13 protein-coding genes and 1 riboswitch are annotated in these 13052 nt (G+C 74.5%); of the genes, 9 read left to right on the top strand and 4 right to left on the bottom strand.

The window, feature by feature from the left end:
- Positions 1-143: 143 nt before the first annotated feature.
- On the bottom strand, positions 144-1136 hold the full coding sequence (locus tag AB0N76_RS21645) for an aldo/keto reductase (RefSeq protein WP_363559206.1): 993 nt from the start codon (positions 1134-1136) through the stop codon (positions 144-146).
- Between the two features lie 405 nt (positions 1137-1541).
- Here AB0N76_RS21645 and AB0N76_RS21650 point away from each other — a divergent pair, with 405 nt between their 5' ends.
- The 5 genes from AB0N76_RS21650 (at position 1542) to AB0N76_RS21670 (ending at position 5638) form a co-directional block, all read left to right on the top strand.
- Positions 1542-2573: an LLM class flavin-dependent oxidoreductase gene (locus AB0N76_RS21650; protein WP_363559208.1), complete on the top strand. Its 1032-nt coding sequence runs from the start codon at positions 1542-1544 to the stop codon at positions 2571-2573.
- Between the two features lie 260 nt (positions 2574-2833).
- A complete protein-coding gene (locus AB0N76_RS21655) occupies positions 2834-3400 on the top strand; it encodes a TetR/AcrR family transcriptional regulator (RefSeq protein ID WP_363559210.1) in 567 nt (188 codons plus the stop codon).
- Positions 3401-3522: 122 nt separating this feature from the next.
- Complete coding sequence (locus AB0N76_RS21660) at positions 3523-4146, top strand: DUF4865 family protein (protein WP_363559212.1); 624 nt, start codon at positions 3523-3525, stop codon at positions 4144-4146.
- 17 nt (positions 4147-4163) lie between these two features.
- Positions 4164-4655 (top strand): carboxymuconolactone decarboxylase family protein, encoded by a 492-nt coding sequence (locus AB0N76_RS21665; RefSeq protein WP_363559214.1) that lies wholly within the window; start codon positions 4164-4166, stop codon positions 4653-4655.
- Entirely contained in the window at positions 4652-5638 is a 987-nt protein-coding gene (locus AB0N76_RS21670; protein WP_363559216.1) for a phosphotriesterase, read from the top strand. Before AB0N76_RS21665 ends, AB0N76_RS21670 begins: the two co-directional genes overlap by 4 nt.
- A gap of 58 nt (positions 5639-5696) precedes the next feature.
- Here AB0N76_RS21670 and AB0N76_RS21675 read toward each other — a convergent pair whose 3' ends face one another.
- Positions 5697-6758, bottom strand: coding sequence for a DNA-binding protein (locus tag AB0N76_RS21675; protein WP_363559218.1), 1062 nt, complete (start codon positions 6756-6758; stop codon positions 5697-5699).
- Positions 6759-6949: 191 nt separating this feature from the next.
- Here AB0N76_RS21675 and AB0N76_RS21680 point away from each other — a divergent pair, with 191 nt between their 5' ends.
- Entirely contained in the window at positions 6950-7591 is a 642-nt protein-coding gene (locus tag AB0N76_RS21680) for a TetR/AcrR family transcriptional regulator (protein WP_363559220.1), read from the top strand.
- 47 nt (positions 7592-7638) lie between these two features.
- Here AB0N76_RS21680 and AB0N76_RS21685 read toward each other — a convergent pair whose 3' ends face one another.
- Positions 7639-8403 carry an SDR family oxidoreductase gene (locus AB0N76_RS21685; RefSeq protein ID WP_363559222.1) on the bottom strand — a complete coding sequence of 255 codons (765 nt, stop codon included), beginning with the start codon at positions 8401-8403 and terminating at the stop codon, positions 7639-7641.
- A 149-nt stretch (positions 8404-8552) separates the two neighbouring features.
- Here AB0N76_RS21685 and AB0N76_RS21690 point away from each other — a divergent pair, with 149 nt between their 5' ends.
- Together AB0N76_RS21690 and AB0N76_RS21695 are read left to right on the top strand one after the other, a co-directional pair.
- Positions 8553-9173, top strand: a complete 621-nt coding sequence (locus AB0N76_RS21690; protein ID WP_363559224.1) for a TetR family transcriptional regulator — start codon at positions 8553-8555, stop codon at positions 9171-9173.
- 263 nt (positions 9174-9436) lie between these two features.
- Positions 9437-10585, top strand: a complete 1149-nt coding sequence (locus AB0N76_RS21695) for an alpha/beta hydrolase-fold protein (RefSeq protein WP_363559226.1) — start codon at positions 9437-9439, stop codon at positions 10583-10585.
- A 100-nt stretch (positions 10586-10685) separates the two neighbouring features.
- Here AB0N76_RS21695 and AB0N76_RS21700 read toward each other — a convergent pair whose 3' ends face one another.
- Complete coding sequence (locus AB0N76_RS21700) at positions 10686-11015, bottom strand: MoaF N-terminal domain-containing protein (RefSeq protein ID WP_363559228.1); 330 nt, start codon at positions 11013-11015, stop codon at positions 10686-10688.
- Between the two features lie 363 nt (positions 11016-11378).
- Between AB0N76_RS21700 and AB0N76_RS21705 the strand changes: the two genes are divergently transcribed.
- Entirely contained in the window at positions 11379-12701 is a 1323-nt protein-coding gene (locus AB0N76_RS21705) for a lipase (protein WP_363559230.1), read from the top strand.
- Between the two features lie 184 nt (positions 12702-12885).
- A riboswitch (cyclic di-AMP (ydaO/yuaA leader) is annotated at positions 12886-13050 on the top strand.
- Positions 13051-13052: the final 2 nt, after the last annotated feature.

Raw genomic sequence — 13052 nt, forward strand, 5'->3', positions numbered from 1 at the left:
CGGCCGGTCACGCCTGGACCGGCCGGGCACCGCGACCGACACCGCGACCGACACCCCGGCCGCTCGGCGGCCCGGGCCCCGGAGGCTTGGGGCCCCGGAGGTTTGGGGCCCCGGCGGCCCGGAGCCCGGTGGGGTCAGTGGGCTCAGCGGCTCAGCGCGTCGATCTCGGCCAGCTCCTCGGCGGTCAGCGGACCGCCCGCCAGCGCGTCGAGGTTCTGGTCCAGCTGTGCCACGCTGCTGGCCCCGATGATCACCGACACCACCCGCGGGTCCCGCAGCACCCAGCTCAGCGCGAGCTGGGCCAGCGACTGCCCGCGTCGCTCGGCCACCTTGTTCAGTGCCCGGAGCTGCTTCAGCTTCGGCCCGGTGAGCGCCTCCTCCCGGAGGAAGTGGCCGACCGACATCCGCGACCCGGCCGGCACCTGCCCCGACAGGTAACGATCCGTCAGCAGCCCCTGGGCGAGCGGGGAGTAGGAGATCAGGCTGGTCTGGGTGTCGCCGACCGCGTCCAGCACGCCGTCGTCCTCGACGTACCGGTTGAGGATCGAGTACGCGCACTGGTTCATCAGCACCGGCGTGCCCAGCTCGCGCAGGATCGCCACCGCCTCCCGGTGCTGCTCCGCCGGGTAGTTGGAGATGCCCGCGTACAGCGCCTTGCCGGCCCGGACCGCCGAGTCCAGCGCGCCCATCGTCTCCTCGAGCGGCGTGTCCGGGTCGTAGCGGTGCGAGTAGAACACGTCGACGTAGTCGAGGCCCATCCGGTCCAGCGACTGGTCCAGGCTGGCCAGCAGGTACTTTCGGCTGCCGCCCTCGCCGTACGGGCCGGGCCACATGTCGTAGCCCGCCTTGGAGGCGATGAACAGCTCGTCCCGGTACGGGCGGAAGTCCTGCGCGAACAGGTAGCCGAAGTTGCGCTCCGCACTGCCGTACGGCGGGCCGTAGTTGTTCGCCAGGTCGAAGTGGGTGACGCCCCGGTCGAAGGCGCGGCGCAGCACGGCCCGCTGCACGTCCAGCGGCTGGGCGTAACCGAAGTTGTGCCACAGGCCCAGCGAGACGGCCGGCAGCAGCACGCCGCTGCGGCCGGCCCGGCGGTAGGTCATCGAGGCGTAGCGGTCGTCCGCGGCGAGGTAGGTCATGTCGGACATCCTGCCAGGCCGGGGCCGTCCGGCCGAGGGACCTGCCGGAAGCGCCCCGGGCTCCGTGTCGGGTCGTCCGGTCGTCCGGGCCGGTGGTCCGGTGGTTCCGGCGAGGGGCCGTCCGGCCCTTGCCGCCCCCGAAGCCCGCTGCATATGCTCACGGTGGATCGTAGGTGTGTCTCGTGGGCCCGCTGGGCGGAAGGGGGAGCCGGAGGAATGTCCGTCCGTGCCGTCCGTCCGCGCTGTTGTCGCTCCCACAGCACCTCGCGCTGAGTCCACGGGAGTTTCTCCGGCCCCGCGCGATCCCACCCCCGGTGCTGCCCTGTGCGAGCGGCCGGCCGAGGGGCGCTCCGCCGGGCCGTCGCGCCGGACGTCCGACCACCGAGCGCCCACAAGGAGACCGCCGTGCGGTTCACCGTCTCGTCCCTCGTGTCCAACGGACCCGACCCCGTCACCGGCGTGCAGCGCACTCCGTACGAGAAGCTGCAGAACGTCATCGACCAGGCCGTCACCGCCGAACGGCTCGGCTTCGACGGCTACGGGGTGGGGGAGCGGCACGGCGAGCCGTTCCTCTCCCCGGCGCCGCCCGTGCTGCTGAGCGCGATCGCGGCCCGCACCTCGACCATCCGGCTGTTCACCACCGTCACCGTGCTCTCCATCCTCGACCCGGTTCGGGTCGCCGAGGACTACGCGCTGGTCGACCAACTCTCCGCCGGTCGGCTTGAGTTGATCATCGGCAAGGGCAACGACCCGCGCCACTTCGACCTGTTCGGCCTGCCCGAGGAGAAGCAGTGGGACGCGCTGGCCGAGAACTACGGCCTGCTGCGCCGGCTCTGGCGGGAGGAGAAGGTCAGCTGGGAGGGTGCCACCCGGCCGCCGCTGCGCGAGGTCACCAGCTGGCCGCGCCCGTATCAGGAGCCGATCCCGGTCTGGCACGGCAGCGCCACCAGCACCCAGTCCACCGACCTGGCCGCCCGGTACGGCGACCCGCTGTTCTCCGCCAACTCCTTCCACCCGCTGGAGAAGTACCGGGCGCTGGTGGAGCACTACCGCGAGCGCTGGGAGCACTACGGGCGCGACCCGCGCGAGGCCCGGGTCGGCACCGGGTTCGGCGGGCTGTTCATCGCCAAGCGCTCGCAGGACGCGATCGAGGGCTTCCGCCCGTACTGGGACGCCCTGTTCAACTCGGCGGCGGGCAAGCACAACAACTCGCCGTTCGCGTCCCTGGAGGACGCGCTGGAACGGGGGTCGGCGCTGGTCGGCAGCCCTCAGCAGGTGATCGAGAAGATCCACCGCTACCACGAGGCCTTCGGCAACGAGGTGGTCGGCATCGGGGTGGACACGCTCACCGAGGAGGTCCAGCACGAGCAGCTGGAACTGTTCGCGAGTGAGGTCGCCCCGGTGATCCGGCGCGAGCTTCCCGTCGGACGGGTCTGAGGCCGGGGGTCGGTGACGCACCGTGAGTGACGGTGGCCGGCGCGCGGGTTGAGGCAGGATTGCCGCGCCGGGTGGCAGGCGGGGTGACGCGCGCCACCGTCCGCCGGTGAATGGCACCCGGTGTTCCCGGGGACGACGATCATGCGAGGCCGTGGACCGCCGGGGGGCGGCCCACGGCCTCGCGTCGTTCCGGAGCCGTCCGGCGGTTCTGTACCTACTGGTATGTACAGCTGTCCGTACCAGTAGGTACAGTGCCGGGTATGGCAACCCAGGACCGCCTCATCGAGAGCACCCAGGAACTCCTCTGGGAGCGCGGCTACGTCGGCACCAGCCCCAAGGCCATCCAGCAGCGCTCCGGCGTCGGCCAGGGCAGCATGTACCACCACTTCGACGGCAAACCCGATCTCGCCGCCGCCGCCCTGCGCCGCAGCGCCGAGCAGATGCGCGCCGTCGCCGAGGCCGACCTGGCCGGCCCCGGCACCGCCTACGACCGCGTCGCCCGCTACCTGCACCGGCGCCGCGACGTGCTGCGCGGCTGCCGGATCGGCCGGATGGCGCAGGACCCGGAGGTGGTCGCCGACCCCCGGCTGCGCGCCCCCGTCGAGGAGACCTTCGACTGGCTGCGCGGGCGACTCGCCGAACTGCTCGCCGAAGGCCGGGCGGCGGGCGAGCTGCGGCCGATCGGCGACCCCGCCGACCTCGCCGCCGCGGTGGTGGCCGTCGTCCAGGGCGGCTACGTGCTCGCCCGCGCCGCCGACAGCACCGAACCGTTCGACCAGGCCGTCCGCGGGGCCCTCGCCCTGCTCGCCGCCCACCGGACCGAATGAGCCGGCGGGCTGACTGGGTCGGCGGGCCGACTGAGCCATGCCGACCGAGCCGGGCCGACCGAGCCAGGCCGACTGGGTCGGCGGACCGACCAATCCACCAGGCCGACGGAGCGGAGCCACCCGTGCACGCCATGCAGTACGAGATCACCCTCCCCGCCGACTACGACATGGGGATCATCCGCCGCAGGGTCGCCGAGAAGGGTCACCTGCTCGACCACTACCCGGGCCTCGGCCTCAAGGCCTACCTGGTCCGGGAACGCGGCCTCGACGGATCGTCCGTCAACCAGTACGCGCCGTTCTACCTCTGGCGCACTGCGGAGGGCATGAACGCCTTCCTCTGGGGACCGGGCTTCCGCGGCCTCAGCGCCGACTTCGGCCGCCCCGCCGTCCGGCACTGGCTCGGCGCCGGACTGCGCCGTGGCCCCGCCGCCGCTACCCCGGCCACCGGGTCGGCCGCCGATCCGACCGCTGGTCCGACCGCCGGTCCGGCCGTCGCCACCCGGCAGATCGAGCGCCTGCCGGAGGAGGCGGACCCGGCGGAGGCCGTCGAACGGGCCTTCGCCGAACTGCCCGACCACCCCGCTCTGCACACGGCGGCCGTCGCCGTCGACCCGGCCCGCTGGGAACTGCTGCGCTTCGCCCTCTGGCACACCGCCGCCCCGGACACCGCGCCCGGCACCCGCTACCGCGTGCACCACCTCTCCAGCCCCGAACTCGACCGGCTGCCCGTCGGCCGTCACTGGTGAAAGGACCGTCCCGCCCGATGAGCCCCGCCCCCGCTCCCTCCTCCGGTTCCGCCTCCGGTCCCGCCGACCGCGCGCCCGTGGGCATCACGCCCGCCGACCTCGCGCCCGCGCCGCTCGACCGGGCCGCCGGCTACGCCCTGCTCGCCGAACTGGCCGGGCCGCAGACCCAGGCCGACACCCTGGGCCGGCTCGACGGTCTCGCGCCCGGCTTCCCCGACTGGATCGTCACCACGCTGTTCGGCGGCACCTACCAGCGGCCCGGGCTCGCGCTGCGGGACCGTCAGGTGGCCAACCTGGCTGCCCTCACCGCGCTCGGCGGCGTCGAACCGCAGCTCGCCGACCACGTCCGCAACAGCCTGCGGATCGGCCTGACCAGGGAGGAGATCACCGAGGTGCTGGTGCACCTCGCGCCCTACGTCGGCGTGCCGAAGGCGCTGGCCGGGCTGCGGGTCGCCGCCGCCACCTTCGCCGAGGCGGAGGCCGGGGCCGAGGGCGTGGCCGCGGCGTGAGCACCGGAACCCGCACCGCCCGCACCGTCCGCACTGTCCGCACTGTCCGCACCGTCCTGGGCGACCTCGACCCGGCCGACCTCGGTGTCTGTGACGCCCACGACCACCTCTTTCTGCGCAGCCCGCGACTGCCCGGCGAGGAGTTGGACGACCCGGCCGCCGCCGAGACGGTCCTGAGCGCCTTCGCGGCGGCCGGCGGCCGGGCGTTCGTCCAGTGGACGCCGGCCGGCATGGGGCGACGGGCCGACGCGCTGCCGGGACTCTCCCGCGCCACCGGCGTCCACCTGCTCGCGGCCACCGGCCTGCACCAGGCCGTCCACTACGACCCGGCCGAGCTGGAACGGCGCTACGACGGGCTCGCGGGCCTCTTCATCACCGAACTCACCGCCGCGCTGAGTGGCGCGCCCGAGGGCGTTCGCGCCGGACTGGTCAAGGTGGCCGGCGACTACCACAGCCTCGACGGGCACACCCGGCGGGTGATGGCGGCGGCCGCCGAGGCGCACCACGCCACCGGCGCGCCGATCGCCGTCCACCACGAGCTCGGCACCGGCGCGCCCGACGTCCTGGACCTGCTCTGCGACCGGCACGGCGTCCCGCCCGGGCGGGTGATCCTCGGGCACCTCAACCGGCATCCGGACGTCCGTCTGCACCGCGAACTCGCGGCCGCCGGTGCGTTCCTGGCGCTGGACGGTCCCTCCCGCGCCAACCACGCGACCGATCACCACCTGTTCGACACGGTGGCGGCCCTGGTCGAGGCCGGCCATGCCGACCGGCTGTTGCTCGGCGGCGACACCACCACCCGGACCGCCCGCCACACCCCCGGCCCCACCCACCTCCTCACGGCCCTCGCCCCGCGCCTGAGCCGTGAGTTCGGCCCCGACCTCCCGCACCGCATCCTCACCACCAACCCGGCGGAGGCCTTCGCGGTCGAGTGGCGGGGGACGGGGGTCGCTGACAGGCAGCAGCTGACAGCTGACAACTGACAGATTTCAGCTGACAGATAACAGAGATCAGCTGACAGAATCTGAAATCTGAAATCTGTCAGCTGTTATCTGTCAGCCACCCCTCGACCCGCACCGTGGCCGTGATCGCCCCGAAGGCCAGCACCCGGGTCAGCTCGCCGTCCCGGCCGCCCCCATCGCCGCCTCCCCCGCCGACCTGCCGCCACGCGGCGACATCCGCATCGGTGATCCGGTACGGGGCCAGCGCGGCCAGCAGCGCCAGGCGGGCGGCCGGGCGTTCCGCCGGTGGGACGTCCCCGAGCGCCGCCGCCACCGGGTCGCCGCCGAGTGCGGGGTGCGCGCCGTCCCAGGCCGCGACCGCGGCGAGGACGGCGGCGCGGGCCGACAGCCCCAGCAGCCCGCCGCCCGCCGAGGCGGTGGCCGCCAGCGTGCCGTACGCCCGGCCGATCGGCCCCGGCCCGGCCCAGGCCGGTGCGTCGACACCGTCGACACCGCCGACACCGTCAAGGAGATCGAGACCGTCGAGGACGTCGAGCCCCGCGCCCGGTTCGGGGCGGCGCCGGGCGGCGCGCCCGACCGTCAGGGCGGCGGCCCGCCGCACGTACGCCGAGCGGCGGACCGCGCTCGGCAACAGCGCGTCCTCGTCCAGCAGCGAGGTGACCATCCGGTTGATGAAGTGGGTGACCAGGGCGGTGCCGAGGAACTCGGGCGCCTGGGCGGCCGGGAACGGCGGCGCGGCGAGGGCCGGGTCACCGGGCGAGCGGGTCGCGCCGGCCCAGGCGAGCAGCGCGGCGTGCCGCCGGTCGTCGGGGGCGTGGCCGGCCCGGGCGGCCTCGGCGAGGCCGTGGTCCCCGGCGCCGTGGGCGAGCAGCGCGTGCGCCTCCGTGCAGAACGGGCAGCGGTTGGCGAGTGACACCGCGCTGGCCACCGCCTCCTTGGCGGCGCGTCCGGCGGTGCCGACGATCTCGGCCTCGCGCAGGAGCGCCCAGGTGGCGGCCAGCAGCTCGGGCGCGGGGGAGAGGCTCATCAGCGGCCCGTCGGCGAGCAGGAAGTCCTGCTCCATCTGCGCGTAGACGGCGGCCACCCGGCCGGTGGCGGCCTTCGGCTGGACGGGGGTGGTGTGGCGGTAGGGCCTGGACATGCGCGTTCCCCTCCTGGTGATCCTTGGTGATCCCTGGCGCGATCTCGGTCGCGGCACAGCGCGAACCATGCGCGGCACGGCGCGAACCATGCGCGGCACGGCGCGAACCATGCGCGAACCGCTATCGCAACGGATAGTTGCGATAGTCTGAGCGTGGCACGCTGCCCGCCCTAACGCAACCAGGAGTTGCAATGTCCGAAGAGTCCGCCGACAACGGCGCGACGAGCCCCGCCGCCCCCCGCCCGACCGTCGGCCGAGGCGAGAAGGTCCGGGCGGCCGTCCTGACCGCGGCGCTCGCCGAACTCGCCGACGTCGGCTACGCCGCGCTCACCATGGACGGCGTGGCCCACCGGGCGGGCGTCCACAAGACGACGGTCTACCGGCGCTGGAAGGACCGGGACGGGCTGATCCTCGACGCCCTCACCGGCCGGATCGCGGGGGACATCCCGATTCCCGACACCGGCACGGTCGACGGCGACCTGCGCGCCCTCGCCCGGGGCCTCGCGGCCTGGCTGGACTCGCCGGCGGGGGCGGCCGTGCTCACGGTGATGCTGTCGGACGCGGTCCGCGCGCCGGGGGTCGCCGAGCTGCGGGCGGGGATCTTCGCGGACCGGCTGCGCCGCGCCGAGCCGGTGGTCGTCCGGGCTGTCGGTCGCGGCGAGCTGCCGCCCGGCACCGACCCCGCCGAGGTGATCAAGAACCTCGCCGCGCCGCTCTACTTCCGGGCGCTGATCACCGGCGAGCCGGTCGACGACCATGCCGCCGACCGCGCCGCGCGGGCCGTCCTCGCCGCCGCCCGCCACGGCGGCCTGGCCGGCCCGGCCGAGGCCTAGCAGGCCCACGCGACGGCCCGGGCGACGGCGAGGACTGACCGCGGTCGTCACATGTGCGTGCCGCCGTCGATCCGGATCTCCGTCCCGGTGACGAAGGCGCCGTCCGCCGAGGCGAGCATGGCGATCACGCCGGCGACCGTCTCCGGTCCGGCGAAGCCCTGCCCGAGGGCGGGGGAGAGCTTGCCGAGGAGGCCGAAGTCGGCGTCGGCCGGCAGGCCCGGGTCGTTGGTCATGCCGCTGTCGATGCTGCCCGGCGCGACGCAGACCGCGCGCAGCCCCTGCTTCGCGTACTCGGCGGCGATCGCGTGCGTGAAGGACTGGATGCCGCCCTTGGTCGCGGCGTACGCGGCCATGTAGGGGTGGGCGAAGGTGGCGGAGGTGGAGCTGAAGTTCACCACCACGCCGCCGCCGCTCGCGAGCAGGGCGGGCAGCGCCTCGCGGGTCATCAGGAACGTGCCGGTCAGGTTGACCGCGATCAGCCGGTTCCAGAACTCCAGGCTGGTCTGGTGGGTGTGCGCGGAGCGCAGGATGCCGGCCGCGTTGACCAGGACGTCCAGGCCGCCGAGTCCGGCCACCGCCGCCGCGACGCCGGCCCGGACGGCGGCCTCGTCGGACACGTCCAGGACCGCCGTGGTGAGGCGGTCGGCGGTGCCCTCGGCGGTCGCCCGGGCCAGCGTGGCGCCGAGGCCGTCCGCGTTGACGTCGACGGCGACGACCCGGCCGCCCTCGGCGAGGATCCGGTGCACCGTGGCCTGGCCGATGCCCGAGCCGCCGCCGGTGATGAGGACGTTCCGTCCGTTGAACCGCTGCATGGGGGTACTCCGTTCCGTTCGTGCGCCCGCGACCTCGCTCGCGTCCGCACTGGCACGGTACGCCTTGATGACACGTTGTGCCAAAAAGACCTGACATGCCATACGGGCGCGATGTGCCATGACGCCGATCGTCCGCGTACGCTGAGCCCGTGACCGGACGCCCCACCCTGAACCAGCGCCGCCGCGAGAGCACCCGTCTGGAGATCGCCCGCGCCGCCGCCGAGCTGTTCGCCGCCCGCGGGGCCGAGACCGTCACCGCCGAGGAGGTCGCCCACGCCTCGGGCATCTCGCTGCGCACCTTCTATCGCTACTTCTCGGAGAAGGAGGACGCCGTCGCCCCGCTGCTCGCGGCCGGCGGCGAGCGCTGGGTGCGGCTGTTCGCCGACGGCGCGGCCGACCTGCCGGTCCGCGAGGCGCTGGAGCGCTCCGCCGCCGAGTCGCTGACCCCGTCCGACGGGCCCGCCGCCGAGGCCATGCTCTGGACCCGCGCCCTGCTCCGGGACCCGCGCCTGGCCTCGGTCTGGCAGCGCGTCCACGCCGACTCCGAGGAGCGGCTGCGCGCCGCGATCGCCGACCGCTGCCCGCCGGACACCGGCGCGCTGGAGATCCGGCTCGCCGCCGCGGCCGCCACCACCGCCATCCGGGTCGCCCTGGAGGAGTGGGCGCTCTCCGAGGCCCCGCCCACCGGCCCCGGCTCGCCGCGCGAGCTCGGCGCCCGCTGCATGCGCGAGCTCACCGCGGGCCTCGACCTCTGGACCCGCGTCAACTGACATCCGGCCCGTCACCCCCGGCGGCGCCCGCCCCCTACGGTGAGCGAAACCGGGCGCGGAACGACGCGCGAACCCCGCGTGTCCTCCTCCAGGCCGATGGTGTTCCCGCTGGTCGGCGGGGACGGGAGGCCGTCCGGGGGCGTTAGGCTGGGTGATCGCGCCTCGGCGACGGATCCGCCGCGGACGGTGGGAACCGGGGCGGCCCTCCCGGGTGTCACTTCCCCCGGGGGCGGGGGAGTACGAGGCGTGGGAGCAAAGACGACATGGGCCTGACGAGCCACAAGGTGCTGGCATTGACCGTCCTGATCGCCGTGGCGGCGATGGTCGGAACGGTCTGGCTGTGGCCGAGACTGTCGAAGCGGACCTGGCGGGCGGTGCTCGGCCGGATCGGCACCCTGCTCGCCACCCAGCTGACCGTCCTCGCCGCACTGGGGCTGGTGGCCAACAACTACTTCGCGTTCTACAGCAGTTGGGACGACCTGCTGGGCACCGGCGACAGCGGCCCGGTGGTCATCCACAACAAGGCGGACGCCTCCGGCCGGCTGCGGGTGGAGACCATCGGCCACGCCGAGGTGAAGGGCGGCGGGGCGGTCGGCCGCGAGCCCGCGAAGTCCGGCGAGATCCGCGAGGTCCGCATCGACGGCGCCACCACCCGCCTCTCCACCGAGGGGTACGTCTACCTGCCGCCGCAGTACTTCCAGCCGGAGTACGAGCAGAAGCAGTTCCCCGTACTGATCGTCAGCACCGGCTTCCCCGGCATCGCGCAGAACCTGGTCACCCGGCTCAACTACCCGGGCGCGGCGCTCAAGCTGTTCCAGGAGGGCCGGATGCAGCCGACCGTGCTGGTGCTGGTGCGTCCCTCGCCGGCGCTGCCGCGGGACACCGAGTGCGAGGACATCCCGAACGGCCCGCAGTCCGAGACGTACTTCACCAAGGACGTGCCCGCGGCGATCCAGGCGACCTACCGGGTCTCCGCCGACCCGCAGGCCTGGGCGTTCATGGGCAACTCGACCGGCGGCTACTGCGCCCTCAAGCTGGCCATGCGTCACCCCGAGGTGTTCCCGACCGCCGTCTCGCTGTCCGGCTACTACCAGGCGGCCGACGACCCGTCCACCGGCGACCTGTTCGGCGGCAGCGAGCGGCGCCGCGACGAGGCCGACCTGATGTGGCGGCTCAAGAACCTGCCGCAGCCCAAGGTGTCCCTGCTGCTGGCCGGCACCCGGGAGGGCGACGGCAACTACCGGCGCGAGACCGAGGCGTTCGTGGCCGCCACGCACAGCCCGATGCAGGTGTCCTACAGCATGATGGAGACCGGCGGCCACAACTTCGAGACGTGGAGCAAGCTGCTCCCGTCCTCGCTGGAGTGGGTCTCCCAGCGCCTGGTCGTGCCGGGCGCCGGCCAGGCCGTCTGAATCGACGATCGACGACCGCGCCGCGATCGACGACCGCACCGCACCGCGCCGCGCAGCCCCTACCCGGGGCGGCGCGGCGCGGCGGCGTTTCGGGGGCGGTTCAGGCCACCTGCTCCAGCGTCCCGGTGTGCAGCTCGCCGACCCGGCCGCCCTCGCCCTCGTACGTCCAGAACGCGCGGACGGTCAGCCGGCCCAGGTCCATGACGTGGCTGACGGTGATGCCGCTCTGCTCGGTCCAGCTGACGAAGTACACCTGCGGCCCGACCTCGGCGACGTGCAGCGCCACGTCCTCCCACTGGCCCGCCGACTCGCCGAGGCCCTCCCAGCGCAGCCGCTTGCCGTCGGCCGAGTAGGCGTTGCGGAAGGCCGCGCCGTTGTCGACCCGGAACAGGAAGGTACGGCCGGCGAAGGCGGGCAGGGGCGCGGTCATGGCGGGGCTGGTCCTCGTCTCTGATGTGTCTCCGGTGTCCGGATCTGGTGTCCGGATCTCCGGTGTCCGGATGCGGTCGGTGCCGCTCCGGGCACGGATGGATCTCCAACCTATCCGACCACCCCGCCTTCACGGCGCACTTTCCGCGCCGGATCCGACACACCGGCCACTGGACAACCCGACGGACCGGCCGCCACGCCCTCCGCCTGCCCGGGACCACACCCGCCGCACCACGGGCCGGCCCGCCACAGCGCGGCCGCCCCGGGTGTGCCGCCGCCCCATGGGCGGGCCGCCGGGCCGCCCGTACGGTGTGCGCACTCCGGCCCACCGGGACGTGGGCCGCCCCCCACCGGAGCCGCCCCCGTGAAGACCGCCGTCCGACGCGGCAGAGCCGCCGCCGTCCTCCTCAGCCTCGTGCTCAGCACCCTCCTCCTGGCCACCCCCGCACCCGCCACCCCCGCACCCGCCACCCCCGCACCCGCCACCACCACGACCGCCGTCACCATGGCGGCCGCCGCGCCGACCCTGGAGGCGACGTACCCCGCCCCAGGGAACGGCTGGGCCAAGGTCGAGCGCTACCTCGACCCCACCCCCGGCATCCCCGCCGAGCAGTACCCGCCGGGCGGCCGCGGCGACCAGGACGGCGCCCGCCTGACCTACTTCGGCGGGGTCCGCCAGCCGTTCTCGGGCCGGTTCCTGCTCTACTCGGCGGCCGGCTGGGACACCGGCCCCCGCCCGACCCCCGTCCTGCTCGTCCACGGCGCCAACGACAACGCCGACCGCGCCTGGGCCGCCCCCGGCGAGTCCGGCAACTGCGGCGCCGCCGCCTGCCCCGCCACCGGGCTGGCCCAGTACCTGGCGGCGAGCGGCCACCGGGTGTTCGCGGTCGGCTTCGCCCACAAGCAGGGCGACAACCTGGTCCAGGCGCAGGCCGTCGGCGACGCGGTCGCGCTGATCCGGGCCCGGCTCGGGGTCCCGCAGGTGGACGTGGTCGCCTGGAGCAAGGGCGAGGTCGCGGCCCGCGCGTACGTGTCCTCGGTGCGCCCGTCCTGGGGACGGGCGTACGCGGGCGACGTCCGCCGGCTGGTCACCCTGGGCGGGCCCAACGGCGGGCTGGACTACGTGTACGCGCACGGCTGGGCCTTCTCGCTGGCCACCTGGCCGGCCTGCGGCGGCACGGCGAACGCGCCGTCCCCGCACCTGTACATGACCTGCTACGGGACGTACACCGCCCAGCCCTGCCTCGGGGTGCTGCCGACCGGCGGGTACGACTGCTACCCGGGGCAGCGGCAGCTGCTGGCCCGCTGGGACGGCCGGTACGGGGTGGACTCCACCGCGCAGGACTGGTGGACGACCTACTTCGGCGGCCAGGGCTTCTACACCTCGGGCCAGGGGATCCAGGCCGCGATCGACGCGGGGTCGCTGATCGGGCCGCTGCAGCGGGCCGGGGTCCCGGCGGCCGTCCGGACCTACCTGCTGGCCGGCGGTTCGGCGGACCTCCCCGGGGTGCTCAACGAGAACCGGGGGCCGAGCGACGGCATCGTGTTCACGGCGAGCGCGCTGGACACCACGGGGATCGGCACCGTCGGCGGCACCCGGCTGCTGGCCGGCCTCAACCACCTGGAGCTGGCCTGGGCACCCGAGGCACAGGCCCAGGTCGCGGCCTGGCTGGACGCCCCGGCCTGAACCCTCCCCGTCCCCAACTGATCAACTCCACCGCACCGTTGATCATCCTCGAATCAGGGTGTGAGCTGCGCGACAACCGGCCGGACGGAGTTGTCCGTGCCCGTACCGACTGCCTAGCCTGCAGGGGCTCCCGCCACAGCGGAGCCCCGCCGCCGGGACGCCGAGTCCCGTCCACCCGCCGGCCGGTCATCGAGCACCACAGCGGACGGGAGCGGGGGACCCAGGTCAGTGCCCGGCCCGTGCGCTCCCGCGCGCGGGCCGCGGCTAGGGGTGAAGCCGCTCCACGGGCGGCCGGGCAACCTCAGCCCGAACCCGACAGCTCACCTCGCAGGCGTCGCAGAGGACACTGCC

This window comes from Kitasatospora sp. NPDC093806 (genome assembly GCF_040683335.1).
Taxonomy (GTDB): Bacteria; Actinomycetota; Actinomycetes; order Streptomycetales; family Streptomycetaceae; genus Kitasatospora.

Excerpts from the sequence above, each read along its gene's own strand:
- AB0N76_RS21665 (WP_363559214.1), top strand. The coding sequence starts at position 4,164 with ATGAGCCCCGCCCCCGCTCCCTCCTCCGGTTCCGCCTCCGGTCCCGCC.
- AB0N76_RS21675 (WP_363559218.1), bottom strand. The coding sequence starts at position 6,758 with ATGTCCAGGCCCTACCGCCACACCACCCCCGTCCAGCCGAAGGCCGCC.
- AB0N76_RS21680 (WP_363559220.1), top strand. The coding sequence starts at position 6,950 with ATGTCCGAAGAGTCCGCCGACAACGGCGCGACGAGCCCCGCCGCCCCC.
- AB0N76_RS21645 (WP_363559206.1), bottom strand. The coding sequence starts at position 1,136 with ATGACCTACCTCGCCGCGGACGACCGCTACGCCTCGATGACCTACCGC.
- AB0N76_RS21700 (WP_363559228.1), bottom strand. The coding sequence starts at position 11,015 with ATGACCGCGCCCCTGCCCGCCTTCGCCGGCCGTACCTTCCTGTTCCGG.
- AB0N76_RS21695 (WP_363559226.1), top strand. The coding sequence starts at position 9,437 with ATGGGCCTGACGAGCCACAAGGTGCTGGCATTGACCGTCCTGATCGCC.
- AB0N76_RS21685 (WP_363559222.1), bottom strand. The coding sequence starts at position 8,403 with ATGCAGCGGTTCAACGGACGGAACGTCCTCATCACCGGCGGCGGCTCG.
- AB0N76_RS21655 (WP_363559210.1), top strand. The coding sequence starts at position 2,834 with ATGGCAACCCAGGACCGCCTCATCGAGAGCACCCAGGAACTCCTCTGG.